Raw genomic sequence first — 25,614 nt, 5'->3', positions numbered from 1 at the left:
ACAGCACCGCCCACCCTGCGGCGTCTTTATAGAATTAACCGCCGCCTACACAGACAACACCGCAACACAGTCCAAAACTACAGCCCAAATTGAAAGCCACTAAAATTGAAAGCCACTAAAACACACCCAGCGCCGTAAAACACTAGAACCGAAAACGCACTAAGGAGCGCACGCGGCAACCGCGTTGCGAGGGCGACTGGTCCAGACAGCAAGCAGCAGGGCGGCGATGCCCAGCAGGGCGATTGCGGGCGACCCTATGTCCACGGCTGTTTCAAGGCCATGGGCCGTGGCCAGCACACCAAGCACGAGTGCAATGCTTCCCATGAACAGGTAGGCGATCAGATAAATCGCCGAAAGCGTGCCAGCGCGATGGCTGGCTGGCGCGTTTGCGCTGATCAGCGTCAGTCCGCCAAGAAATTGCAGACTGTAGGCCGCACCTGTAGTTACCGCGGCAGCCAGGAAGAGAGGCAGAGAGTGATGCGCGGCTGACAACATCAGCAGGGCCTGGCCAGCCACCGAAACGATACCCCCTCGAAGAATGTTTGTGCGGGCCGCGGCCCGTTTAGCGATAATTGCCACGGTGCCGCTCGATGCCGCGAATAGCGCGATTGCGGCACCGCTCACCAGCGCGTTCGACGAGCCTATAAGATCCTTCGCAATCTGTGCGCCCAGCGACAACATGATGGCGCCCAGTGCGTAGGCGGCTGTGACGGAAAGCGCCGAGGTCAGGAAAATCTTGCCCATGCCTTTGGGAATGCTGACGGACCCCGGACGCCAGCGTACAGAAGATGCGCCTTGCGCATGGCGCGGCAAGAACCACACGGCGGCAAATATGGCCAGCAGAACCACGAATAGCACCCAGAAATTGAGGCGTGTGGGAAAGGGAGCGTACTCGACCAGGGCTCCGCCGACCAGGGTTGCTAGGGCAAGGCCTGAGGATTGAGCGGCGGTGTTCATGGCGCTGGCGCGGTCCGATTGCCCCGGTGAGCTGAATTCCAGCATGGCGGCCGAGGCAGGGCCGGCGGACAGCCCCACACCCATTCCCATGAACGCGCGGCCGACAAATACCCAGCCGACGCTCGGAGCGACAGCGAAGAGCAGCACGCCAAGCAGCGAGGCGGCCAGCCCGAACAGAATGGTTGCACGGCGCCCGATGCGGTCCGAGACATTGCCGAACAGCAGCAGGGCGGCCACGACCACGACAGGGTAGACGGCAAAGATGGCCGTCGTCACGGTGGGTGTCAGGTGCCATTCGGCGGCATACAGGGGGTAAGTGACCGCGGGCGCCGCGCTGGTCCAGAGGGTGTGGGTAACGACCGCGGCCGCAACCCAAAAACTTGCCTGCTGCCCTAGCGTGCGTGTGGTAATCGTCATGGAAGATCCGGGTGTCTGAGCTTTGAGAATAGGTGTTGAGTGGTGGATCACGATCCGGGGGTAATGTGGTGCTCTTCAATTGTGTCGACACGATCAGGATAGAAGGCGACATGGTCCTTGATGGCGGCAACGGCCGCATAAGGAGCCTCGTAGGTCCATACGGCGTTGACCGAGCGTTCGCCGTCCAATGCAATGCTGTAGTAGGCGCACTCGCCCTTGTAAGGGCAATATGTGCTGTGATCGCTGCGTTCGAGAAGCGATATGTCGACATCCTTCATGGGTATGTACTGCACTGCCGGGTAATCAGCCTCCCGCAATGTCAGGGCATCGCGGGTGTTGGCGATAACACGTCCCTTGAGCGACACGATGACTTGCGACGGGTTTGTCCGGATTGTGATCGGATGATCGGGGCCGGGAGTTTTTACGGGTCTGGACGCCATGATTTCAAGTCCTTTTGTTGTGCACGAAAATCATTGTGCTGCTTCGCTGCCAACAGCGATGGGCACGCCGGCAAGGGTTCCCGTGGCGGGAAAAACGGAGGTACTCATCCAGCCTTCTTGCATGGATGCATACCGTTCTTTGAATCAGTATGTACGACCGTATTAATAGTGTCAAGAAAAAAATACGGTTGTACATATTTTTTTTGAGTGATGCGCTGAATGCGCTTGGCTGATTTCGCGCCCAGCTTCCTGGAAGAGGGTCAGTGGCCCAGGCCCGTTGTGTCCGCGCTGTGCTGATCCGGGTCGAACGACCCCGTTCGGCGCAGGATGCTCGAAAAGAGAATTTCTTTGAAGCGTTCCACCGGCACCGGGCTGCGCTGGGCTTTTGCCAAGAGGTTGGCGCCCTGGATCGATGAAACGATAAAGCCCGCAATTTCGTCGCAGTCGGTGCTGGGCGACAATTCGCCCGCTTTTACGGCGGCTCTGAGGCAGTAGGCGATGGATCGCTGCATTTCCGAGAATATCTCGACGAGGCGGTGCCGTATGAGTTCGCTGTGATCGCTGGCCTCGGCGGTAAAGTTGCCAAACAGACAGCCATTTCGCATGCCGTCCAGATTGAGGCGGTTTTTGCCGGTGTCGATATAAGTGCGGAGCCGCTGGAGCGGCGGCAGCGCATCGTTGAGCAGCGTCTCGTCCATTACATTCAGGTGGCGGGCGAAATAGAGATCGATGACTTCGATTCCGAAGGCTTCTTTCGAGGCGAAGTGATTGGTGAACGACCCTTGCGGCACGCCTGCCGCCTGGACAATATCGCGCACGCTCGCGCCTGCAAACCCGTGCTCGTGCACGACCCGCATGCCTATGGTCAGGAGTTTTTCGCGATGTGATGGTTTAGCCATGATTTCAATATAGTCGTACGTATTGGAGTTGTCAAACACAAAACGGAGCGCACCCGAGTCCGGCGCGAGAGCAGGCCATTTCGGGAATCGGCGAATTGCATGACGGGCTGATCCCATGTTGTACTGCTTGTATTCGTGGATCCCTTCCCCGATTCACAACCGGCATGAGAAAAAAGCAATGGAAATCCTGACTCAAGGCATTATTGTTGTCGTTGCATTCGCAATCGCCTTCAGTATCGCCAGAATGATAGTGCGCCGCCGCGCGGCGCAAGCGGCCAGACGTGTGCAGGCTAGTGTCGAGCAGCAGCGCCTTGATGAGTCGTTGAAAGGACCCGCCAGAAACAAGAGCAAGCGTCGAAGAGAGCAATTGCTGCAAAGAAAGGGTCGGAAGGCCTAGATTTTCCAGCAATATTTTCCAGCCATAATAAATAATTATCGTTTGGAAAACTGCCATGAAGATCAGCGCCATTCTCTGGCCGGCCCGTCAGTGTGCCAATGAATCCACCGATCATTTCCCGGTCGGGGCGTTTCGATGCAATGACTTATGTGCCTGCCGATGCGGCGGCCGATGAAGGCTTGGCGGGCATATCGTACCGGTGGTCGTTCAGTTCGAACGAGGACTCGATTAAGCGTTTCCGGGACGCTGGAGTGTGGGGCTCATCGATCTAGCGGCTGAGTACCGGTATTTCCCCTATGGAAACTTCAAATCAAAGCTGGTATAAATTCAAAATCAAAAATGAAAACGTTTTCATTTGGTGCCGGTGTTATTCGATGGCGCAAGGCTGGCCGCAGGTGGCATGCCGTCCGGTCAAGGTGTTTTCCTGGCTGACGGGCCTGTTGAATGATTCCTCAATTTTCACCGTTTTCGGGCTGGGCTTATGTCGAACATCAAGAGTGTGGCGAAGCTGGCGGCGTGTTCCATCGCCACCGTGTCGCGCTGTTTCAATGCCCCGCACCTGGTTCGTCCGGCCACGCTGGCCCGTGTCATGGAAATTTCCCGGCAGCAGAAATTCCGGCCCAGCATTATTGGCCAGCAATTGCGCCGAAACCAGACGGATCTGGTGGGCGTCATGTTGCCGTCTCTGGGGAATCCTGTGTTTGCCGATTGCATTGGCGGTATCGAGCAGGTGCTTGGCCAGCACAATAAGCGAATGCTGCTCACCACGACGCAATACGATTCGTCAAAGGAAGAGCAATTCATCGAAATCCTGTTGCGGCAAAAGGTGGACGGCCTGCTGTTGACCGTTGCCGATACGAAAAATAGCCGGGCGCTGGCATTGCTGTCCACTGAAAACATGCCCTATGTACTTATGTACAACCATGCGGCGGGGTACGAAACGGTTTCGGTCGACGATCGCAAGGCCGCTTGCGATGCCGTGCGGCATCTGCTTGGTTTCGGGCATCGGCGCATTGCCATGCTGGCCGGTTTCCTTACCGCGTCCGATCGTTCGGCGCATCGCTATCTGGGCTATCGGGACGCCATGCTGGAGGCGGGGCTCGAACCCATGCCGCTTTCGGAGGTCGATTTTGGAACCCGCACACTCGAAACACAACTGCAATATTGGTTCCATACAATGAGCCGCCGTCCCACAGCCATATTCTGCAGCACGGATTTGCTGGCGCTGGAGGTCATCAAGGCATTGCGTCAGCGCTCAATTCATATTCCCCAGGACATTTCCGTCATGGGCTTCGACGGGCTGGAGTATGGCCAGCTTATCGAACCGGCTTTAACCACCATCAGTCAGCCTAACGGCGAAATCGGCCGACAGGCCGCCGAACGCCTGCTCAGGCAAATCGGCGGGGAGAGGAACGAGCGCGAGTCTTTGTTTTTGAACCATGCGCTTTTGGCAGGGAGGTCGGTAGGTTTGCCGCAGACTGGCGGTTCATGATCCGGAAATCCGGATCAGGCCTGCCGCATGCGCACTACTGTTTTTTTGCATATCAATGAAGGAGTCATTACGTGAAAACGACATTGCTTAGGTTCCTTGGCTTGGTAATAGTGTCCGCCGGACTCTATTCAGGCTCGGCACAGGCTGAAAACCTGGCCATTTGCTATAACTGTCCGCCGCAGTGGGCCGACTGGGCAGGGCAAGTCAAAAACATCAAGAGCGATACGGGCATTACCGTTCCCTTGGACAATAAAAATTCGGGCCAATCCCTGGCCCAGATCATTACCGAGAAAAAAAGCCCGGTGGCCGATGTGGTCTACCTGGGTATTACCTCGGCTATCGAGGCCATGAAATACGATGTGCTGGGTACTTACAAGCCCAAGCACTGGGACGAAATCCCGGCCGACCTGAAAGACCCGGATGGCCACTGGGTTGCCATTCACTCGGGCACGATAGGCCTTTTCGTGAACAAGGCCGCGCTGGAAGGCAAGCCGGTTCCGCAGTCGTGGGCCGACCTGCTCAAGCCGGAATACAAGGGCATGGTGGGGTATCTGGATCCCAGCAGCGCTTTCGTGGGCTATGCCGGTGCCGTGGCCATCAACCAGGCTTCGGGCGGGTCCTTGGCCGACTTCACTCCGGTGATCAATTATTTCAAGAAACTCAAGCAGAATCAGCCCATCGTGCCCAAGCAAACGTCTTATGCGCGCGTGCTGTCCGGCGAGATCCCGATCCTGATCGACTACGACTTCAACGCCTATCGGGCCAAGTACAAGGACAAGGCCGACGTGGTGTTCGTCATTCCCAAGGAAGGCACGGTGTCGGTTCCTTATGTGATGTCCATGGTCAAAGGCGCGCCTCATCCTGAAAACGCCCATAAGGTGCTGGATTATGTCTTGTCCGATAAAGGCCAGGCGCATTGGGCCAATGCCTTCCTGAAGCCGGTGCGCAATGTCGAAATACCTAAGGACGTCGCGGACAAATTCCTGCCCGCTTCCGATTATGCGCGCGCCAAAACCGTGAATTATGCGCAAATGGCCAAGGAGCAGGAAGCCTTCCAGCGTTTATATCTCGACCAGGTGCATTGATTAGCAACTCATCATGCGCGACCTGACCCTGCCCGCCCGCTGGCGTATTGCGCTGTTGCTGCCGGCGCTGATCATCTTCACCGCATTCTGGCTCATTCCCATCGGGGTGCTGGTGCGGATCAGCGCCGGCAACAATTTCTTCGATACCTATGCCGCCATCCTCGGCGATTCGCGGTACCTGACCAGCTTGTGGCAAACCGTGCTGCTGTCGCTTATTGTCACCGCCGCCACGATTGTCCTGTCGGTCATTGCGGGCTTGTTTCTGAGCCACAACGAATTTGCCGGAAAGCGGCTTCTGGTGTCGCTGCTGACACTGCCGCTGGCCTTTCCCGGGGTAGTGGTGGGGTTTATGGTCATCATGCTGGCCGGCCGGCAAGGCTTGATCGGCAGCGTCAGTCAGGCGCTGCTCGGGCACAAGCTGGTGTTCGCCTATTCGATGTCGGGGCTGTTCCTGGGCTATCTGTATTTCTCAATCCCCAAGATAGTCCTGTCGGTGATGGCCGCCGCGCAGTCGATGGACCAATCCCTGGCGGAAGCGGCTCATTCCCTGGGGGCGGGGTCCTGGGAAGTGATGCGCGATGTCACTTTGCCTGCCCTGACGCCCGCCCTGATCGCATCGGGGGCCATCTGCTTCGCCATTTCGATTGGCGCCTTCGGCACGGCTTTTACTCTGGCCACCGATATCAATGTCCTGCCCATGACGATTTATACCGAGTTCACGCTGAATGCCAATCTGGTAACGGCGGCGGCGTTGAGCGTCATACTCGGGATCGTTACGTGGGCCATTTTGATGCTGGCGCGCAATGTTGCCGGAACCACCATGGTGGCGGGCGGATAATGAAGCTGAACAAACGGTTCCTGTTCGGTGTGCAGCTCACCGTTACCTTGCTGATCTGCGCCTTTTTATTTGTACCGGTGGCGGTGTCGGTGCTGACTGGGTTTTCCGTCAATTACTTCAAGGGCGTCTCGGCCGGCCTGACCTTGAAGTGGGTGGTCCAGGTGTTGGGGGATTACCACGACGCCATCATCAATTCTCTGCTGGTCGCCGGGTGCACGCTGCTTGTTGTGGTCCTGGTGGGAGTCCCCGCCGGATATGTGCTGTCGCGCTGGCAAAGCAGGGCTGCGCGCATAATCGAAGAGCTGATCACCCTGCCCATTGCGCTGCCCGGCCTGGCCAGCGCATTGGCCATCATCAGCGTATACGGGGGCTTGCGGGACTTCCGCATCAGCCTGTGGTTCATTATTGCCGGGCACGTTATCTTTACCTTGCCCTTCATGGTGCGGTCGGTGGCTGCCGCCTGCTCGGGCCAGAACATCAAGATCCTGGAGGAGGGGGCGGCCAGTCTGGGCGCGCGCTTTTTCCAGCGATTTACGACTGTCGTCATACCCAATATCCGCTCGGGCATTATCGCCGGCGCACTCATGGTCGTAACTTTGTCGCTGGGTGAGTTCAACCTGACCTGGATGCTGCATACTCCCCAGACCAAGACCTTGCCGGTAGGCCTGGCCGATGCTTATGCTTCGTTGCGCATAGAAGTGGGCAGCGCCTACACCACGATCTTTTTTATCATCGTCATTCCCTTGCTATTGCTGATGCAGGCCATGGACAAGCCGACACGCCCGAAACATTGATGCGCCTTTCATATGAAGCTGAACTCCATTCCCATTGTCCTGGAAAATTGCAGCAAGACCTATAGCCAGAAGGCGCGGGTGCTGCAGCCCATAGACCTGTCCATCAACGCGGGGGAAACCCTGGTCCTGCTCGGGCCGTCGGGTTGCGGCAAAACGACCACGCTGCGCCTGATTGCCGGCCTGGAACGCCCCGATCCGGGTGGCCGCATCCTGTTCGGCGATGAAGACGTAACCTTCAAGCCCATTGAAGAGCGCAGGGTCGGCATGGTGTTTCAAAACTATGCGCTGTTTCCCAACTTCAGCGTCAGGGAAAACATCGGCTACGGCCTGAAAATCAAGAAGGTGCCGGTCGGCCAGCGAAATCGGCGCGTCGACGAATTGCTGGCATTGGTCCACTTGAGCGAACATGCCGACAAGAATATCGCCCAGTTGTCGGGAGGGCAGAAGCAGCGCGTGGCCCTGGCGCGCGCGCTGGCTCCCGAGCCGCGCGTGCTGTTGCTGGACGAGCCCCTCACCGCTCTGGATGCCAAGCTGCGCGAAACGCTCAGGACCGATATGGACCTGTTGTTGAAAAGCCTGGGCGTGACGACCGTTTATGTCACGCACGACCAGGCCGAGGCCATGGTGCTTGGGGATCGCGTTATCGTGATGAGCGCAGGGCGCATCGAACAGGCCGGTTCGCCGCGCGACATTTACTTCCAGCCGAAGAACCGCCATGTGGCTCATTTCCTGGGATCGTTGAATGCCTTGCGCGGGACTTTCCAGGACGGCGCATTTCATGCAAAAGGGGGATATCTGCCCTGTTCGCCGCAAGCTGCCGGTTTGTCCGAGGTTTTTTTCAGGTCTGAAGACGCCGAGCTGGTTGCGCCCGAATCCAGCACTTTGCGCGGTACGATCAGCAATGTGCAGTTCCTGGGTGAGCGCACCAGAATCTACCTGGAAGGGGTTACCGACGGCTCTATGATTTGTGTGGAAACGTCGAATCGCAGCGATTACCGGGTGGGCCAGCAGGCCGGCTTGCTGATTGCGCCGGAACGCATGCTGCTTATAGGCGGGGATTAATCATGTTATTGGCCCAGATCAGCGATCTGCATATAAAAAGGCCGGGGCTGCTGGCTTACAAGAAAGTGGATACCACTGTGTATCTGCGTGCCTGCGTCGCCAAGCTGAACGCCTTGCAGCCCAGGCCAGATGCCTTGATCATTACCGGCGATCTGGCGGATTTCGGTGCGGTGCCGGAATATGAATCGTTGCGCCGGGAACTTTCCGTTCTGGCTATTCCTTATTACCTGGTTGTCGGCAATCATGATCACCGGGCTTCGTTGCAGCAAGTGTTTCCCGATCATGCCTATTTGCGTTGCGGTCCGGCATTTGTACAGTACACGCTCGATTTCGACGAACTGGCCCTGATTGTGCTCGATACTCAGGATCCGCCCAACAGCGGCGGGCGTCTGTGCACCGAGCGTCTGTCGTGGCTGGCGGGTGAGTTGGAACGGCAACGCGATAAAACCGTTATGGTTGCCATGCATCATCCGCCGTTCGAATGCGGCATCGGCCACATGGACAAACAGGCGCTGGACCCGCAGGATGCGGAACGCCTGGAAGCCTTGCTGAATGGTTACCGCAATGTAGAGCGCGTCATCTGCGGCCATGTGCATCGCTCTGCCGTGACCCGTTTCGGGAATACTGTGGCGAGTATTTGTCCTTCGCCTGCTCACCAGGTTGCCTACGATTTGAGCCCGGATGGTCCCAGCGCTTTTGTCATGGAGCCGCCGGCATTCCATGTGCATGCGCATCTGGGGCAGCGCTGGGTTACGCATACGGTTTATGTCGACGATTACGGCGGGCGGTATCCGTTTTACGATGCGGCAGGCAAGTTGATCGACTAGAGAGTTTTTGGTTTGGGTGTTTACGGGATTCGGTGGAGGATAGGTATTTAAAGACGCCGTCTATCGGGGCTTGGGGTCAGGTCCGGCACGGCGTGCTTGATCCGGATCTACCTCGTCCAGGCGGGCGTCGGGCCAAACTCGCTACGCCGCTGGCGCGGCTGCGCTCAAACATGGCCCGCCGAAAGCCCCCGCCTTCCCTACGGTAGCATCCGGCGCACGCCTTACGCCGGTCCTGACCCCAAGCCCCGATAGACGGCTCACGTTAGGGCTTGCCTGGAATGAGCTTGCCGGTCTCAACGTGTACCTCGATGCATGACCTTAACGTTTCTCTCGGTGCACGACTCCAATGCCTCTCTCTATGCATTGCCTCAACGCAAGCCGCAGGGTGGGCGGTGCTGTGTAGTCCGGCGGTAGTCCAGCGCCGGGTGCAATGGAATGGACGCCCCTTCTCGAACCGGCATCATTGTGCCAAAGTGAAGGGGTTACTAACTCATTCACTGCTATCGGAAGGAGCATCCATCATGAAGATTACAACGATTGGTCTTGATTTAGCAAAGTCCGTGTTTCAAGTTCACGGCGTGAATGCGCAAGGCCATACCGTCTTGACCCGGCAACTACGCCGCGAGCAGCTCAGCGCCTTCTTTGCGAAGCTGACACCGTGCCTCATCGGCATGGAGGCCTGCGCGAGCGCCCACCACTGGGCGCGGCTGCTGCGCGACCAGGGCCACGACGTGCGGCTGATCGCCGCGCAGTTCGTCAAACCTTACGTTAAATCCAACAAGAACGATGCCGCCGATGCGCAGGCGATCTGCGAGGCCGTCACCCGGCCCTCCATGCGCTTTGTCGCCATCAAATCGGTCGAGCAACAAGCGGTACTGAGCCTACACCGGGCCCGTGAAGGCTTCGTCAAGGCGCGCAGCGCCGCGGCCAATCAGATCCGCGGCCTGCTGGCCGAGTTCGGGTTGATCCTGCCCCAAGGCATCGCTCACGTCACCCGGCGGGTGCCGGCGTTGCTTGAGTCCGCGCTGGCGCGCCTGCCTGGCCCTTTCGTGGAACTCATCCGTACGCTGGTTGAACACCTGCGCGCGCTCGATACGCAGGTCCAGGCCCTGGAGCGATCGATCGTGCACGGGCATCGTGCCAATCCGGTCAGCCAGCGGTTAGCGCAGTTGCCCGGAATCGGGCCGATTACGGCCAGCGCCCTGGCCGCCAGCGTGGGCGATCCGCGGCTCTTTAAAAATGGCCGGCAACTGGCCGCCTGGCTAGGTTTGGTGCCGCGCCAGCACTCCAGCGGGGGCAAGGCCACGCTGCTGGGGATCAGCAAGCGCGGCGATGGGTACCTGCGCAAGCTCCTGCTCTTGGGCGCGCAGTCGGTGCTGATCCGAGCGCGCGCCCAGGCCGATCGAACGACCTGGCTAGGCCAACTGCTTGTGCGCCGCCCGCTCAATGTGGTGGCCATCGCGCTGGCCAATAAAAATGCGCGCATCGCCTGGGCTCTGATGGCGTACGACACGCCCTACGACCCTGGGCATACGCTGAGCCGGGCCCGCTAGGGTCTACGGCACGCGTACCGAGCTCGGGGCCAACCCGGCAGCGCCTCACCACCGTTTATCCCTTTTAACGTAGGACACCACCGCACCGATTGCTTGAAGCACTTTTAGCCGTAATGGCCACTTAGGTCAGACCAGGACCAGTCAAACCCGATTCGTCAGCCGCACATCAAAGTGCTTGGGTGCTAAGGGGAGCCGGTCAGCACAACCCATTAGGGGCCGTGACACGCGTGTCACCTCGTCAAGCCCGGATGTACTGCTGCAATCAACACCTAAGAAACCGGAAGGGCAAAAAAGGGCTAGGCAAATTAGGGGCGTCCATGTACTGACGAAGGGAAGGCGGGGGCTTTCGGCGGGCGCTGTCTGAGCCCGGCCTCGCGAGGCCGGGCGAGTTCGCCCGACGCCCGCCTGGACGAGGCAGACCCGGGCAGTCGGGGTGCGCAGCACCACGACCGCTGGACGTGCCGGACTACACAGCACCGCCCACCCTGCGGCGTTTTTATAGAACAAACCGCCCAGCCGCCAACCTAAACCGACCCAAAACGAAAGTTACAGAAACGTATTCAGTGTCGTAACACTAGAATCAAAATAACACTGGTTTTGCCTCTTGGCGCATTCTGTCTCGTACAATGCAGCATTCGGTGGACAGATTCAGGCGTCCGCTGCAGCCCCGAGGTTGTGGCCGCTTGTAAGCCAGCTCCGCCGTATTTCCAGCCTTGCCCACGCATCAGGAGATTAACGCCAATGCGGCAATCACTATGAAAACACCAAAAAGAATCCTGCCCCTGCTGGAAGAAGGCCTGGTCGACGAAGTCATGCGCCAGTTGATGAGCGGCAAGGAAGCCACAGTCTATGTGGTGCGTTGCGGCGACGATATTCGTTGCGCCAAGGTGTACAAAGAGGCCACACAACGCAGCTTCCATCAAGCGGTAGCCTACCAGGAAGGCCGGCGGGTGAAAAATAGCCGGCAGGCGCGTGCCATGGAAAAAGGGACGCGATACGGACGGAAGATGGCCGAAGAGGTCTGGCAAAGTGCCGAAGTCGATGCCTTGTACCGATTGGCGGCTGCGGGCGTGCGCGTGCCGGCGCCGTATCTTTGTCACGAAGGCGTGTTGCTGATGGAGCTTGTAACCGATGCGGACGGCAATGCCGCGCCGCGCCTGAACGATGTGGAATTGAACCGCGAACGGGCGCTTGAACTGCACGCGGTGTTACTGCAGCAGGTGGTATTGATGCTGTGCGCCGGCGTAATTCACGGCGATTTGTCCGAATTCAACATTCTGGTCGATGCAAACGGCCCGGTCATCATCGATTTGCCGCAAGCCGTGGATGCCGCCGGCAATAGCGTTGCATCGACCATGCTGGAACGCGATGTGACGAACTTGGCTAACTTCTTCGGCGCCTTTGCGCCCGAGCTGCTGGGCAGCCAGTACGGCAAGGAAATCTGGGGCTTGTATCAGGCCGGTTTGCTCACGCCCGATACGCCCTTGACCGGCCGGGTCGAGGCGTCCAAAGAACCTGCCGATGTGGCGGCTGTGATCCGCGAGATCGAGCTGGCGCGTCACGAGGAAGAAGAGCGTCGCCGCGCTCAAATGGAGATATCGGCCTGACGCTTCCTGGGCTGTCGCCATAGCTTCCCGAATTCAAAAGCAAGGCCCGGAGTGAATCCGCAAGAGCCAGGCACTATAGTGATCTCATCGGATATGAATAGTTTTGAGAAAGATCATGAAAACACCGAGTCGTACGCTTCCGGATGGGCCAGGCGCCACCGAGCGGGATCCACGCTGGGCCGCTGTGGTGGCACGCGATCCGGCCGCCGACGGGCACTTCGTCTATGCGGTGAAAACTACCGGCGTGTATTGCCGGCCGAGCAGCCTCTCACGGCTGCCGCGCCCCGAGAACGTGGAGTTTTTCGATACCCCGGCCAGCGCCGAGGCGGCGGGCTATCGCCCCAGTAAACGGGCGAGCGCCGACCAGAGCGCGGTAGCCGCGCAACATTCGGCGGTCGTCGCCCGCGCCTGCAGGCAAATCGAAACAGCCGAAACCCTGCCTGTGCTGAGCGAGCTGGCGCAACAGGCGGGCATGAGCGCCTTTCACTTCCATCGGGTTTTCAAGTCCGTCACAGGATTGACGCCCAAAGGCTATGCCGCGGCCAACCGCGCCCAGAAGGTGCGCGAGGAACTGAGTGGGGAAGGCACCATCACCGAGGCGATCTACAACGCGGGGTTCAATTCGAACAGCCGTTTCTATGAGGCTTCTGATCAAGTCCTGGGCATGCGGCCCAAGGATTACCGGGCGGGAGGCACCAATACCGATATTCGTTTTGCCATTGGCGAGTGTTCGCTCGGTGCGATTCTGGTGGCGCAAAGCGACCGGGGTGTTTGCGCCATTCTGCTGGGAGACAACCCCGATGCGCTGGCCCGTGACTTGCAAGATCAGTTTCCGCGCGCCAACCTGATTGGCGGAGACGCCGATTTCGAGCGCTTGATCGCCCAGGTGGTGGGGTTCATCGAGGCGCCGGCGCTTGGGCTGGATCTGCCTCTCGATGTGCGCGGCACGGTTTTCCAGGAGCGTGTCTGGCAGGCGCTGCGCGAGATTCCCGTGGGCGCGACCGTCTCCTACGCCGATATTGCCAGGCGGATCGGGATGCCCAAAGCCACGCGAGCCGTTGCCCAGGCCTGCGGCGCCAACCATCTGGCCGTGGCCATTCCCTGTCATCGCGTGGTGCGCAGCGATGGCGCCCTGTCTGGCTATCGCTGGGGCGTGGAACGCAAGCGCAAGCTGTTGAGCCGGGAAGCTCACTCGCTGCTTGACCTTGACATCATGGGAAGCTCTACATTGGCCAATAAGTGATTTATTGACAGTGTTGAAACCTGTATTTCAAGGACGTATTCATGAGCTCCATCCAAACTCCCACCCAGGCGGCCGGCTCGGCTGCCAGTCTTTCGATTCAGGGCATGAGTTGCGCATCCTGTGTCGGACGCGTCGAGCGGGCGCTCAGGTCTGTACCCGGCGTTGTCAGCGCGAATGTCAATCTGGCCACCGAACGGGCCGATATCGCCTTTATCGGTGCGCCGGATATCGCTGCCGCGGTGCAGGCCGTCGAATCGGCCGGCTACGAGTCGGCGCTCGTCGGCGGCGACAATAACACCGATGAGGTGGATGCAAGGCATGTCGCCGAGAGGTCGTCGCTAAAACGCGCCTTGATCGTTGCCGCCGTATTTGCCCTGCCGGTGTTCCTGATGGAGATGGGAGCGCACGCGGTTCCCGCTGTGCATCGTCTTGTGGAGCAGACCATAGGCATGCAGGCGAGCTGGTACATTCAATTCGTATTGACCAGCATTGTGCTGTTCGGTCCCGGCTTGCGATTCTTCCAGAAGGGCGTACCCGCATTGCTGCGCGGAGCACCCGACATGAATGCGCTGGTCGCCGTGGGCACCGCTGCGGCCTACGCGTTTTCGGTGGTGGCGACCTTTGCACCCGGGCTGTTGCCTGAAGGCACTGTGAATGTGTATTACGAGGCTGCCGCCGTCATTGTCGCGCTGATCCTGCTGGGCCGTTTCCTTGAGTCGCGGGCCAAAGGCCGAACTTCCGAAGCGATCGGGCGCCTGCTTGGGCTGCAGCCCAAAACCGCGTGCCTGCTGCGTAACGGAGTCGCAGTAGAGGTGCCTGTCAGCGAGGTGCGCAGCGGCGATCAGGTCGAAGTACGTCCGGGTGAGCGCATTCCCGTGGACGGCGTGGTGATCGGCGGGGCGAGTTTTGTCGATGAATCCATGATCAGCGGCGAGCCGATTCCGGTCGAGAAAAAAGCCGGGGCCGAACTGGTCGGCGGCACGGTCAACCAGAATGGCGTGCTGACCTTCCGTGTCACTCAGGTTGGCGGCGATACTGTTTTGTCGCAGATCATACGCATGGTCGAGCAGGCCCAGGGCTCCAAGCTGCCTATCCAGGCCATGGTGGACCGCATCACCATATGGTTCGTTCCGGCCGTCATGGCCGCGGCGCTGCTCACTTGCCTGGCCTGGCTGCTATTCGGGCCCTCCCCGGCGCTGACCTTCGCATTAGTCAATGCGGTGGCCGTGCTTATCATTGCCTGCCCCTGCGCCATGGGCCTGGCCACTCCGACCTCGATCATGGTCGGCACCGGCCGCGCCGCCCAGATGGGGGTGTTGTTCCGCAAAGGCGAAGCGCTGCAATCGCTCAAGGATGCCAAGGTGCTTGCGGTCGACAAGACGGGCACCTTGACCAAGGGCAAGCCCGAGCTGACCGATCTCGTGGTGGCCGAGGGCTGCGAGCGGGCATGGGTGCTGGCTCGTGTTGCCGCTGTGGAAACCAAATCGGAACACCCCATTGCCCGCGCCATTGTTGCGGCGGCCACCGCGCAGAACCTGGCATTGGGCGCCATCGATAAATTCGAGTCCCTTACTGGCTTCGGCGTACGCGCCGAGGTGGATGGCGAGCGCGTCGAAATTGGCGCGGATCGCTTCATGATCCAGCTCGGCCTGGATATTTCGCCTTTTGCCACCGAGGCGGACCGTTTGGGTGAAGAGGGCAAGACGCCGCTGTATGCGGCCATCAATGGCCGCCTGGCCGCCCTGATTGCTGTTGCCGACACTATCAAAGAGACGACGCCTCAGGCGATTCGCGCCTTGCACAAGCTGGGGCTGAAAGTCGCGATGGTCACGGGGGACAATCGCCGCACGGCCCACGCCATTGCGCGCCAGCTCGGCATAGACGATGTGGTCGCCGAAGTGCTGCCGGGCGCCAAGGTCGATGCGGTCCGGCGCCTGAAAAAACAGTATGGCCCCGTTGCCTATGTCGGCGACGGCATCAATGATGCGCCGGCGCTGGCCGAGGCGGATGTCGGCCTGGCCATAGGCACCGGTACCGATATCGCTATCGAAGCGGCGGACGTGGTGCTGATGTCCGGCGACTTGGGCGGCGTGCCCAATGCCATTGCATTGTCCAGGGCCACCATCGGCAATATCCGGCAAAACCTGTTCTGGGCTTTCGCCTATAACGCGGCCCTGATTCCCGTGGCCGCGGGAGTGCTTTATCCGTTTAACGGCACATTGCTGTCGCCGGTTTTTGCCGCCGGCGCCATGGCGCTGTCCAGTGTGTTCGTTCTGGGCAATGCGCTGCGACTGCGGCGCTTTCAGCCGCAACACCAGGCCTGACCGGCGTTGCGCCGTCGCTGCGCAACGCACCGCTTTGGCGCGATCCGTGCCCGATAGCACGATTTCCGCACCGTCTTGAAACAAGTCCTTGCAGATTTCCAGGGACGTTTCCGGTGCGCGCCTGTCGCATTTCTTCTTGCCGCAAAGTTGGCACGTATCTTGCTTTAACTTCTTTTGAGTGCTGCACATCTCGATTGCCGGCCATGCCGGCCCCATCTCATTTGGAGTCATCATGAAACGTAGACTGGTACTTAAACAACTGACGGCTGTCAGCCTGCTTGCCTTGTCCGGCTGGATGCCGCAAGCTCTGGCCGCCGACACGATCAAGGTGGGTATTCTCCACTCGCTGTCGGGCACCATGGCCATTTCCGAAACGTCCTTGAAAGACGTGGCCCTGATGACGATAGACGAAATCAATGCCCATGGGGGCGTGCTGGGCAAAAAGCTGGAGCCCGTGGTCGTGGACCCGGCGTCGAACTGGCCCTTGTTTGCCGAGAAGGCGCGCCAGTTACTGAGCCAGGATAAAGTGGCCGTGGTTTTTGGCTGCTGGACTTCGGTATCGCGCAAATCGGTACTGCCGGTGTTCAAGGAACTGAACGGCCTGCTGTTTTACCCCGTGCAGTACGAAGGCGAAGAAATGGAACGCAATGTGTTCTATACCGGCGCGGCACCCAACCAGCAGGCGATTCCGGCCGTGGAATACCTGATGAGCGAAGATGGCGGAGGCGCCAAGCGTTTCGTGCTGTTGGGCACGGATTATGTGTATCCGCGAACCACCAACAAAATCCTGCGCGCCTTCCTGCATTCCAAGGGCGTCAAGGACAGCGATATCGACGAGGTCTACACGCCGTTCGGTCATTCCGACTATCAGACCATCGTGGCAAATATCAAGAAGTTTGCCACTGGCGGAAAGACCGCGGTGATCTCGACCATCAACGGTGATTCCAATGTGCCCTTCTATAAAGAGCTGGGCAACGCCGGCCTGAAAGCGACCGATGTGCCTGTGGTGGCGTTTTCGGTCGGCGAGGAAGAGCTGCGCGGCGTGGATGCCAAGCCTTTGGTGGGCCATCTGGCAGCGTGGAACTACTTCGAGTCGATCAAGAATCCGGTGAACGCGGAATTCATCAAGAAGTGGAAAGCCTATGCCAAGGCCAGGAATTTGCCGAATGCCGAGACCGTGGTGACCAATGATCCTATGGAAGCAACCTATATCGGTATCCATATGTGGAAGCAGGCCGTCGAAAAGGCGGGCTCCACGGATGTCGACAAAGTGATTGCGGCGATGGGCGGGCAGCAATTCAATGCGCCCGATGGCTTCACCGTCGAAATGGACAAGACCAATCATCACTTGCACAAACCTGTCTACATCGGCGAGATCAAGGCGGATGGCCAGTTCAATATCGTGTGGAAGACCAAAGGCCCGATTCGCGCTCAGCCCTGGAGTCCTTACATTCCAGGCAATGAAAGCAAGCAAGGTCTTTAAGCGGAAAGGGTCGTCATGGGCATGGCTGCATTTTTGAATGTCTGGCGCCGGATCATTCTGGCGTTGCTGATGCTCGCGACCGCCCCGGTCGCGTTTGCGGCAGGCGAACGCGGCATCGATCCGGGGTTGCTTGCATCCCTGGCGAGCGGCGATACCGGGGCCAGGCTGCAGGCCATTTCCCGGTTGGGCCAATTGCCCGACCCCCTTGCGGCCAGGGTGCTGGAGGCCCTGGATAGCGAAAATCTGTATGCCACGCCGCAGGGGCGCGTTCTGATCATGGGCAAGGACAAACGCGCTCTTGATCCGGCAACGGGACAAAAAGAGGCCCTGCCCACCGATGCCGATGCGGTCACCATCAACAACAGGCTGCGGCGCGCGATCGACGGTGCCTTGGCCGTTTCGCGGCTATTCTCACCGGACCCGGCGGCGCGTCTGGCGGCCGCAAAACGCATGCAGCAAAGCAGCGATGTCACGCGGTTAGCGCTGCTTGCGCAGGCGCTGGCAAAGGAAACGGATGCGCGGGTTCGCAGCGCGCTGCAGATTGCGCAGGCCAATCTGGAGATCAAGAGCACCGACGCCGCATTGCGCATGCATGCGGTAACGACGCTGGGCGATACGAACAATGCCGAATTCCGGCCAGTGCTGGCGAGCATGCTGGGCAAGGACGCCAGCGGCGCTTACCTCGAACCGGATGCGGGCGTGAGGTCTGCCGTCACGGTGGCGCTCAAGCATATCGACCGCCATCTGGCCACTATCGAATGGGCCGGCAATCTTTTTTATGGGATCAGCCTGGGCAGCGTCCTGCTGCTGGCCTCTCTTGGCCTGGCCATCACCTTCGGCCTGATGGGCGTGATCAATATGGCGCACGGCGAACTGCTCATGATAGGCGCCTATGCCACGTACGTCGTGCAATGGGTCTTCCGGCAGTTCGCGCCAGGGTGGATGGACTGGTATGTGCTTGTGGCGCTGCCGGTCGCCTTCGTCGTCACAGCCCTGGTCGGCATGGCGCTGGAGCGCACCGTGATTCGATGGCTGTACGGCCGCCCGCTGGAAACCCTGCTCGCGACATGGGGCATCAGCCTGATCCTGATGCAGACGGTCCGAACCCTGTTCGGCGCGCAGAACGTCGAGGTCAGCAACCCGTCGTGGATGTCCGGCGGAATCACGGTGCTCGGCGGGCTGGTGCTGAGCCACAACCGCCTCGTGATTATTGTGTTTGCCATGCTGGTGGTTTTCCTGGTGTGGCTCTTGCTCAACCATACGCGCCTGGGGCTGTTCGTGCGCGCCATCACTCAAAATCGCAGCATGGCGGATTGCGTCGGCGTGCCGACCGGCCGTATCGACATGCTGGCCTTCGGCCTGGGTTCGGGCATTGCGGGCCTGGCTGGCGTGGCCTTGTCTCAATTAGGGAATGTGGGCCCTGACCTGGGCCGCGGCTATCTGGTGGATTCATTCATGGTCGTGGTGACGGGCGGAGTGGGGCAGTTGGCGGGTACCGTCATCGCGGCCATGGGCCTGGGCGGCGTCAATAAGTTCCTGGAGCCGTATGCGGGCGCCGTCATGGCCAAGATCGTCATCCTGGTGCTGATCGTGCTGTTTGTCCAGAAGCGCCCGCAAGGGCTGTTCGCCCCGCGCGGAAGGAGTGTCGAATGATCGCCGCCAATTCACTGGGCCCGGCCGGATTCTTGTCGCGCCGGAGCCTGTTTTCACCCGCCGCCTGGACGGGATTGTTGGTTGCCGTCATTGCGCTGGCCCTGCTGCCCGCGCTCAATCTGGCGCTTCCGGCAAGCCATCCATTGCATGTATCGTCGTATACCGTGGCCTTGCTTGGCAAATTCATGTGCTACGCCCTGGCCGCGCTGGCCCTGGATCTGGTCTGGGGCTACGCCGGGATACTGTCGCTGGGCCATGGCCTGTTTTTTGCGCTGGGAGGATACGCCCAGGGCATGTACCTGATGCGGGCCATTGGCCATGACGGCGTCTACCAAAGCAATTTGCCGGATTTCATGGTGTTCCTGGACTGGAAATCCTATCCCTGGTACTGGGCGTTTACCGATCATTTCTGGTACGCGATGCTGCTGGTTATGCTGGTGCCCGGTGTACTGGCATTTGTCTTTGGCTATTTTGCATTCCGCTCGCGCATCAAGGGTGTGTATTTTTCAATCATTACCCAGGCCTTGACGTTTGCCGCAATGCTGCTGTTCTTTCGCAACGATACGGGTTTCGGGGGCAATAACGGCTTTACCGACTTCAAGCGCATCCTGGGTTTCGACATCACGGCACCGGGCACGCGCGCGGTGCTTTTCTGGGTCACGCTGGCGGCGCTGGCCGGCTCGCTGGTTTTTGCCCGCGCGATCACTCAATCCAAGCTGGGCCGTGTGCTGACGGCGGTGCGCGATTCCGAAAGCCGCCTGCGATTCATCGGCTACGACCCGCTGGGTTTCAAGCTGTTCGTGTGGACGGTGTCGGCGGTAATGTGCGGTATTGCCGGGGCGCTTTACGTGCCTCAAGTCGGGATCATCAATCCGGGCGAAATGTCGACCGAGTCGTCGATTGAAATGGTGATCTGGGTGGCGACCGGTGGCCGCGGCACGCTGATCGGTCCGATCCTGGGGGCGGGCGTGGTCAATGGCCTGAAGACCTGGTTCACCAGCGTGTTTCCCGAGTTCTGGCTCTATGCGCTGGGCCTGATTTTCGTATTGACCACTTTGTTTCTGCCGCAGGGCATGGTGGGTCTGGCGCGCCAGGTGGCTGCCCGACGTTCAGGGAGTAAAGCATGAGTATGTCGGGGGCTCGGCCACAAGCCGGTGCGGTGCTTGATGGCGAGGCGGGCGGCGAAGCCTCGTACGGCCGGGTTGCTTCGGCGGACGTCGACACCCGCCATGGCGCCATTCTCTATCTGGATGACATCACGGTCAGCTTCGATGGTTTCAAGGCCTTGAACAATCTCAGCCTGGATATCAGCGTAGGCGAATTGCGCTGCATTATCGGTCCGAACGGCGCGGGCAAGACCACCATGATGGATGTCATTACCGGCAAGACCCGGCCCACGGCCGGCACGGCCTTTTTCGGGCAAAACATCGATCTGACAAAATTCAGCGAGGCCGAGATCGCACATGCCGGCATAGGCCGGAAATTCCAGCGGCCCACGGTGTTCGAGAATCACACGGTATTCGAGAATCTGGAACTGGCCATGAAAACCGACAAACGGGTCAAGCCGACATTGTTTTCGAGATTGAGCGGCGAACAGGCCGATGCCATTGGCTCGACCCTGGAGTTGATTCGCCTGGGGCAGGAAGTGTGGCGACCCGCCGGCCTGCTGTCTCATGGGCAGAAGCAGTGGCTGGAGATCGGCATGCTGCTGATGCAGGAGCCGCAATTGCTGTTGCTGGACGAGCCGGTTGCGGGCATGACCGATGCCGAGACCGAACGTACCGGCGAGTTGCTGAACGAGCTGCGCGGCCGTCATTCCTTGATGGTGGTGGAGCACGATATGGACTTTGTGGCGAGCATCGCGGGGGCCGGAAAAGTGACGGTGCTGCATGAAGGATCGGTTCTGGCGGAAGGTACCATGGCGCAGGTTCAGGCCGACCAGCGCGTTATTGAAGTCTACCTGGGGCGCTGAGATGCTGGACGTTCGGGAAATCAATCAATACTACGGCGGCAGTCATGCGTTGCGCGGCGTGTCGCTGTCATTGAGGAAGGGCGAGTGCCTGGCGCTTCTGGGCCGCAATGGCGTGGGGAAAACCACGCTGCTCAAATGCCTGATGGGTGTGCTGCCGCTTGCATCGGGCAGCATTGTGTTCGATGGCGGCGATATTACACGCCTGACGCCGCATCAGCGTGCCGCGCGCGGCATTGCCTATGTGCCGCAGGGGCGGGATATTTTTGCGCGGTTGACGGTTGAGGAAAACATTCTGATGGGGATGGCGAGCAAGCCGGCCTCGGCGGCGCGCCGCATCAAGGGTGAGGTTTTCGAGCTGTTTCCGGTGCTGAAGTCGATGTTGGCCCGCCGTGGCGGTGATTTGTCGGGGGGACAGCAGCAGCAACTGGCCATCGCGCGGGCCCTGGTGGCGGAACCGAAGCTGATCATTCTGGACGAACCGACCGAGGGGATCCAGCCTTCGATCATCAAGGATATTGCGAAGGTGATACGCCTGTTGCGCGAGCGCGGCGATATGGGTATTTTGCTTTGCGAGCAGTATTTCGATTTTGCGCGCGAGCTGGCCGATCAGTTCATGGTGCTGTCACGCGGCGAAGTCGTGGCCAGTGGCGATAAAACGCAAATTGATGGAGAGGATGTGCGCAGGCATTTGTCGGTTTGAGCCTTAAGGGGGGCTTTGTGGCTGGCCTGTGCTTGTTTCTTAAGGAGCGGAGGTGGCGGGTCAATGACCGCTGCTAGATGCCGGCATGGTATGAGTTCTTAAGGCGCGGGGGTGGCGGCCCAGGTTCCGATCCAGGATGTAGTTTGCGCGGCTTGCGCGCCAGTGGCCCGGGTGATGATGACGGCTAATAGTGCTGTCGCGATGTGCAGGGTTCCGGTCGCCCGGCGGCTTGCTTTTCTGGGGAAGATATTCATCGAAGATTCCTGGTCTTTTGCTGTTGTTTTTCAACGTGGGCGATGTCGTTCATGCATTGGATGGAGCGCAGGCCGGGCTTCTCGCCGGCCTGGCGCGTTCGTGCCGGATGGCGATGAGGGCCAGCCCAACCGCGCAGAGGGGGGCGATGGCCGCGACCCAGGCAATGGCATTCAGGCCGGGGCCGTGTGCGATGACCATGCCGCCCATCCAGGCGCCCAGGGCGTTGCCCAGATTGAATGCGGCGATATTGAAGCTCGATGCCAGGCTCTGGCCTGCGCCCTGTGCCTTTTCCAGTACCCACATTTGCAGGGGAGATACTGTCGCGAAGGCCGAGGCGCCCAGCAGGCCGACAAAGATGATGGCCAATGCCTTGTTGTGCATGGCGAACGGCATCAGTCCCAGTACGGCCGCCAGGGCGACCAGGCTGCTAAGTACGGTGGGAATCAGGTAGCGGTCGGCCAGCTTGCCGCCCAGCAGGTTCCCGACGATCAGGCCTGCGCCAAAGACCAGCAGAATAGGCGATACGGAAGTCTCGTCGAATCCGCTGACACGCGTCAGAAGCGGCGCGATGTAGGTGAACACGGTAAAGACGCCCGCATAGCCCAGCACGGTGGTCGACAGTCCCAGCAGTACAGGGAGGCGGGCCAGGGCTTTCAGATCGGATCGCCAATCGCTCGCCTGCGGGCTTGCCGCATCCCGGGGGATGAACAGGCCGATGATAATCAGGGCGGCCAGCCCTATGCCAGTCACGGCCCAGAAAGTGGCGCGCCAGCCGAAGGCTTGGCCGAGCCAGGTTCCGAAGGGCACACCCAGGATATTGGCCACGGTCAGGCCGGTGAACATGACGGCAATGGCCGATGCGCGCTTGCCGGGGGCCACGAGGCTGGTGGCGACGACTGAGCCGACCCCGAAGAAGGTGCCGTGCGCAAATGCGGTAAGGACGCGGGCGGCCATCAGGAAGCCGTAGCTCGGGGCCAGCGCGCAGGCTGCATTGCCCAGGGTGAAGATCAGCATGAGCCCCAATAGCACGGTTTTACGCGGCCAGCGGGCCGTCATGGCCGTCAACAGGGGAGCGCCGGCCACGACCCCCAGCGCATAGCCGGATATAAGCAGGCCGGCCGCCTGTATGGTTACGCCGAAATCGTTTCCGACTTCCAGCAGCAGCCCCATGATGACAAATTCGGTAACGCCGATACCGAAAGCGCCGACAGTGAGTGCGTATAAAGCGAGTGGCATGAAAATTCGTATCCTGTGAATTCAATTGCTATTTGATATGCAATGATGAATTCAAATCACTTTTTAGGGTAGACTGATTACAGGAAAAACACTTGTGAGTTCATTTCAACATGGCACGCCTGGATATCAATCGATCGGGGGAAATGGAGGTTTTCGTTCGGGTCGTCGAACAGGGAAGCTTTTCTGCGGCGGCGAGAGCCCTGCGCATGACGCCCTCGGCAATCAGCAAACTGGTAGGGCGCCTGGAAGGCCGGTTGGGTGCCAGGCTGGTCAACCGTTCGACACGGCGGGTGCAATTGACCCCGGAAGGCTGCGTTTTCTACGAGCGCAGCGTTCGGGTGCTGGCGGATCTCGATGAGGCCGAGCGCGGCGCGGCCACGAACGGGGCGCCGCGGGGAAGGCTGTGCATCAATGCCAATGTGCCGTTCGGCCGGCATTTCCTGTTGCCGCTGGTACCCGAGTTCCTGGCCCTGCACCCCGACGTTACGCTCGATATTGTGCTGACCGATGAGGTGATCGATATCCTCGAGCAACGCACGGATGTGGCGGTTCGTGCGGGGCCGTTGAAGAGTTCACGCCTGCTGGCTCGCAAGCTGGGGGAAACGCGAAAAATGATTGTCGCCGCGCCCTCGTATCTGGAGCGCTGCGGGGTGCCGGAAAATCCGGTCGATCTCGAGCGCCACAATTGCCTGGGGTTCAATTATGCGCGAACGATCGAGGGCTGGCCTTTGATCGATAAAGGGCGCAGCATCAGCGTGGCGACCATGGGCACGGTCCAGATCAGCGACGGGGATGCCCTGCGGCACCTGGCTGTGGCGGGGGTCGGGCTGGCTCGCCTTGCGCATTTCCAGGTGCGCGACGATATTGCCGCCGGGCGGCTTCAGCCTGTATTGGAAAACTGCAACCCGGGCGATAGCGAAGAGATCCACGCTGTATTTCTTGGGCAAGGAGGGTACCTGCCGGCACGCGTCCGTGCTTTCCTGGATTTTCTGGTGGAAAGAGTCAAGTTCGATTAGACCGGATCCCGTAGAGACCGTCTTGTAAGTCAATAGGCGGGTTCTGTAGGGGCGAGTTCTTTGCCCGCCCTCATGCTGCGTAGTCGTGGCCCGTGGCGAAAAAGTGCAAATTGATGGAGAGGATGCGCGCAGGCATTTGCCGGTTTAGTCGGGGCGTAGCGAAGGTCAGCGTGGCACGACGATGCCGAACAATATGATGTCCGCGTATTCGCGTGCGATGTCGTGGCTCGATTGTTTGCCGCCAGGCTGATACCAGCGCGCCATCCAGTACACCGACGAAATGACCGCGCGCACAACCGCATTCGGGCTGCGGGCCTGGAATAGGCCGGCGGCGATGCCGTCGCGCACTATATTGCGAATCGTGTTTTCATAATTGACCCGCCATTCGATGGCCACGTCTCGCATGTTAGGTTCTTTCAGGTTTGCAAAGCGGGTCAGCAGGACCTGGAAGAAGGCCTGGTGCGTTTCAAAGAATTCGGCCTGGGCTTCCATGAAAGCGATAAGCCTGTCCTGCGGCTCGGTATGGCGGGCGACGGCCGCGTCGACATGCTCGCTCAATTGGCGCACCGTCGAAACCACAATGGTGCCCAGGATTTCTTCTTTACGATCGAAGTAATGATAAAGAGTGGTTTTGGACAAGCCGACCGCTTCGGCGATATCCAGCAACGAGACCGCCTTATAGCCTTCATCGGCAAACAGGCGTGCCGCGACTTCGAGGATTTCATCCTTGCGGGCGGTACGATGCACGGGTGCGGTCATTCTTTTTTTTGCGGCTGTCTTGCTCGCCATTTGCGGATCCTTTCGACCTGGTAATACAGATATTGCTGATGATTCCGGTATCTTAACGCGCCTCTTGCAGGCATTTTCAGGCGGCCATGTCGATGCTCTGCACCAGCCGTAGCGGCGTGTAAATCAATACGGTTTCGCCATGCTGGTTGACGACTGCATTGCGGCTGCGCACCAGGCCTCGGGGGCCCTGCGAGGCGGGGCGCGATTCTATGATTTCTGCCTCGACATGTATCGTGTCGCCCACGACGGTGGGTGCCTTGATGTCCAGTTCCATGCCCAGGAATGCCAGGCCAGTGAACTGTACGCTGGGGGCCACCAGTCCTTCGGCGAAGGAGTACAGCAGCGCGCCCGGAACCACCCTGCCTTGCAAGGCCCGGCCGGCGGTGGAATGAGTATTGACGAACACGTCTTCGGTAAACCAGATGAGGTTGATGAAGGTCACCAGATCGGTTTCGGTGATGGTGCGTGCCATGGTCCGGAAGCGGAATCCAACCGGCAACTGCTCATAGTAATAGCCCTGGCCGAGCAATACCGTGTCTTGGTCCATATATTTTCTCCTGATCTGTGCAAGTCTT

24 protein-coding genes are annotated in these 25,614 nt (G+C 59.6%); 17 read left to right on the top strand and 7 right to left on the bottom strand.

The genetic code is table 11. The annotated features are described in order from the left end of the window. Positions 1-159: 159 nt before the first annotated feature. From LSG25_RS13265 to LSG25_RS13250, 4 genes are all read right to left on the bottom strand, one after another. On the bottom strand, positions 160-1,374 hold the full coding sequence (locus tag LSG25_RS13265) for an MFS transporter (protein WP_232741398.1): 1,215 nt from the start codon (positions 1,372-1,374) through the stop codon (positions 160-162). A gap of 47 nt (positions 1,375-1,421) precedes the next feature. Beyond that, positions 1,422-1,814 carry a DUF427 domain-containing protein gene (locus LSG25_RS13260; protein WP_232741397.1) on the bottom strand — a complete coding sequence of 131 codons (393 nt, stop codon included), beginning with the start codon at positions 1,812-1,814 and terminating at the stop codon, positions 1,422-1,424. Positions 1,815-2,074: 260 nt separating this feature from the next. Next, the gene (locus tag LSG25_RS13255; protein WP_255696567.1) at positions 2,075-2,671 is read right to left on the bottom strand and encodes a TetR/AcrR family transcriptional regulator; all 597 of its coding nucleotides are present in this window, start codon (positions 2,669-2,671) and stop codon (positions 2,075-2,077) included. Between the two features lie 73 nt (positions 2,672-2,744). After that, on the bottom strand, positions 2,745-3,182 hold the full coding sequence (locus LSG25_RS13250) for a hypothetical protein (protein WP_232741395.1): 438 nt from the start codon (positions 3,180-3,182) through the stop codon (positions 2,745-2,747). 26 nt (positions 3,183-3,208) lie between these two features. Between LSG25_RS13250 and LSG25_RS13245 the strand changes: the two genes are divergently transcribed. From LSG25_RS13245 to urtE, 16 genes are all read left to right on the top strand, one after another. Further along, positions 3,209-3,382 (top strand): hypothetical protein, encoded by a 174-nt coding sequence (locus LSG25_RS13245; RefSeq protein ID WP_232741394.1) that lies wholly within the window; start codon positions 3,209-3,211, stop codon positions 3,380-3,382. Positions 3,383-3,591: 209 nt separating this feature from the next. Continuing rightward, positions 3,592-4,602, top strand: a complete 1,011-nt coding sequence (locus LSG25_RS13240) for a LacI family DNA-binding transcriptional regulator (protein WP_232741393.1) — start codon at positions 3,592-3,594, stop codon at positions 4,600-4,602. Between the two features lie 71 nt (positions 4,603-4,673). After that, entirely contained in the window at positions 4,674-5,687 is a 1,014-nt protein-coding gene (locus tag LSG25_RS13235) for an ABC transporter substrate-binding protein (protein WP_370635871.1), read from the top strand. Between the two features lie 13 nt (positions 5,688-5,700). Further along, the gene (locus LSG25_RS13230; RefSeq protein WP_232741391.1) at positions 5,701-6,525 is read left to right on the top strand and encodes an ABC transporter permease; all 825 of its coding nucleotides are present in this window, start codon (positions 5,701-5,703) and stop codon (positions 6,523-6,525) included. Continuing rightward, positions 6,525-7,319 (top strand): ABC transporter permease, encoded by a 795-nt coding sequence (locus LSG25_RS13225; protein WP_232741390.1) that lies wholly within the window; start codon positions 6,525-6,527, stop codon positions 7,317-7,319. Before LSG25_RS13230 ends, LSG25_RS13225 begins: the two co-directional genes overlap by 1 nt. Before the next feature lie 12 nt (positions 7,320-7,331). Then, entirely contained in the window at positions 7,332-8,381 is a 1,050-nt protein-coding gene (locus LSG25_RS13220) for an ABC transporter ATP-binding protein (protein WP_232741389.1), read from the top strand. A 2-nt stretch (positions 8,382-8,383) separates the two neighbouring features. After that, a complete protein-coding gene (locus tag LSG25_RS13215) occupies positions 8,384-9,208 on the top strand; it encodes a phosphodiesterase (RefSeq protein ID WP_232741388.1) in 825 nt (274 codons plus the stop codon). A 521-nt stretch (positions 9,209-9,729) separates the two neighbouring features. Further along, positions 9,730-10,761 (top strand): IS110 family transposase, encoded by a 1,032-nt coding sequence (locus tag LSG25_RS13210; RefSeq protein WP_232740868.1) that lies wholly within the window; start codon positions 9,730-9,732, stop codon positions 10,759-10,761. A 755-nt stretch (positions 10,762-11,516) separates the two neighbouring features. Beyond that, positions 11,517-12,368: a PA4780 family RIO1-like protein kinase gene (locus LSG25_RS13205; RefSeq protein ID WP_232741387.1), complete on the top strand. Its 852-nt coding sequence runs from the start codon at positions 11,517-11,519 to the stop codon at positions 12,366-12,368. Positions 12,369-12,483: 115 nt separating this feature from the next. After that, positions 12,484-13,611, top strand: a complete 1,128-nt coding sequence (ada, locus tag LSG25_RS13200) for a bifunctional DNA-binding transcriptional regulator/O6-methylguanine-DNA methyltransferase Ada (RefSeq protein ID WP_232741386.1) — start codon at positions 12,484-12,486, stop codon at positions 13,609-13,611. A 41-nt stretch (positions 13,612-13,652) separates the two neighbouring features. Beyond that, complete coding sequence (locus LSG25_RS13195) at positions 13,653-15,935, top strand: heavy metal translocating P-type ATPase (RefSeq protein WP_232741385.1); 2,283 nt, start codon at positions 13,653-13,655, stop codon at positions 15,933-15,935. Between the two features lie 232 nt (positions 15,936-16,167). Beyond that, entirely contained in the window at positions 16,168-17,418 is a 1,251-nt protein-coding gene (gene urtA, locus LSG25_RS13190) for an urea ABC transporter substrate-binding protein (protein WP_232741384.1), read from the top strand. 15 nt (positions 17,419-17,433) lie between these two features. Then, complete coding sequence (gene urtB / locus LSG25_RS13185) at positions 17,434-19,071, top strand: urea ABC transporter permease subunit UrtB (protein ID WP_232741383.1); 1,638 nt, start codon at positions 17,434-17,436, stop codon at positions 19,069-19,071. Then, positions 19,068-20,198, top strand: a complete 1,131-nt coding sequence (gene urtC / locus LSG25_RS13180; RefSeq protein ID WP_232741382.1) for an urea ABC transporter permease subunit UrtC — start codon at positions 19,068-19,070, stop codon at positions 20,196-20,198. Before urtB ends, urtC begins: the two co-directional genes overlap by 4 nt. A gap of 2 nt (positions 20,199-20,200) precedes the next feature. Next, positions 20,201-21,043, top strand: coding sequence for an urea ABC transporter ATP-binding protein UrtD (gene urtD / locus LSG25_RS13175; RefSeq protein ID WP_232744685.1), 843 nt, complete (start codon positions 20,201-20,203; stop codon positions 21,041-21,043). A gap of 1 nt (position 21,044) precedes the next feature. After that, complete coding sequence (gene urtE / locus LSG25_RS13170) at positions 21,045-21,743, top strand: urea ABC transporter ATP-binding subunit UrtE (protein WP_232741381.1); 699 nt, start codon at positions 21,045-21,047, stop codon at positions 21,741-21,743. A 303-nt stretch (positions 21,744-22,046) separates the two neighbouring features. On the opposite strand, the gene LSG25_RS13165 is transcribed toward urtE, so the two are convergent. Beyond that, positions 22,047-23,234, bottom strand: coding sequence for an MFS transporter (locus tag LSG25_RS13165; RefSeq protein ID WP_232741380.1), 1,188 nt, complete (start codon positions 23,232-23,234; stop codon positions 22,047-22,049). A 110-nt stretch (positions 23,235-23,344) separates the two neighbouring features. On the opposite strand from LSG25_RS13165, the gene LSG25_RS13160 reads away from it, so the two are divergent. Beyond that, positions 23,345-24,250, top strand: coding sequence for a LysR family transcriptional regulator (locus tag LSG25_RS13160; protein WP_232741379.1), 906 nt, complete (start codon positions 23,345-23,347; stop codon positions 24,248-24,250). A 165-nt stretch (positions 24,251-24,415) separates the two neighbouring features. Here the strand turns inward: LSG25_RS13160 and LSG25_RS13155 are convergent, their stop codons facing one another. Both LSG25_RS13155 and LSG25_RS13150 read right to left on the bottom strand, forming a co-directional pair. Next, positions 24,416-25,039, bottom strand: coding sequence for a TetR/AcrR family transcriptional regulator (locus LSG25_RS13155; RefSeq protein ID WP_232741378.1), 624 nt, complete (start codon positions 25,037-25,039; stop codon positions 24,416-24,418). A gap of 76 nt (positions 25,040-25,115) precedes the next feature. Beyond that, positions 25,116-25,586 (bottom strand): MaoC family dehydratase N-terminal domain-containing protein, encoded by a 471-nt coding sequence (locus LSG25_RS13150; RefSeq protein ID WP_232741377.1) that lies wholly within the window; start codon positions 25,584-25,586, stop codon positions 25,116-25,118. Positions 25,587-25,614: the final 28 nt, after the last annotated feature.

The organism is Paralcaligenes sp. KSB-10 (assembly GCF_021266465.1).
Lineage (GTDB): Bacteria > Pseudomonadota > Gammaproteobacteria > Burkholderiales > Burkholderiaceae_B.
The sequence above is the reverse complement of the archived record's forward strand: the minus strand, read 5'-3'. Positions and strand labels throughout refer to the sequence as shown.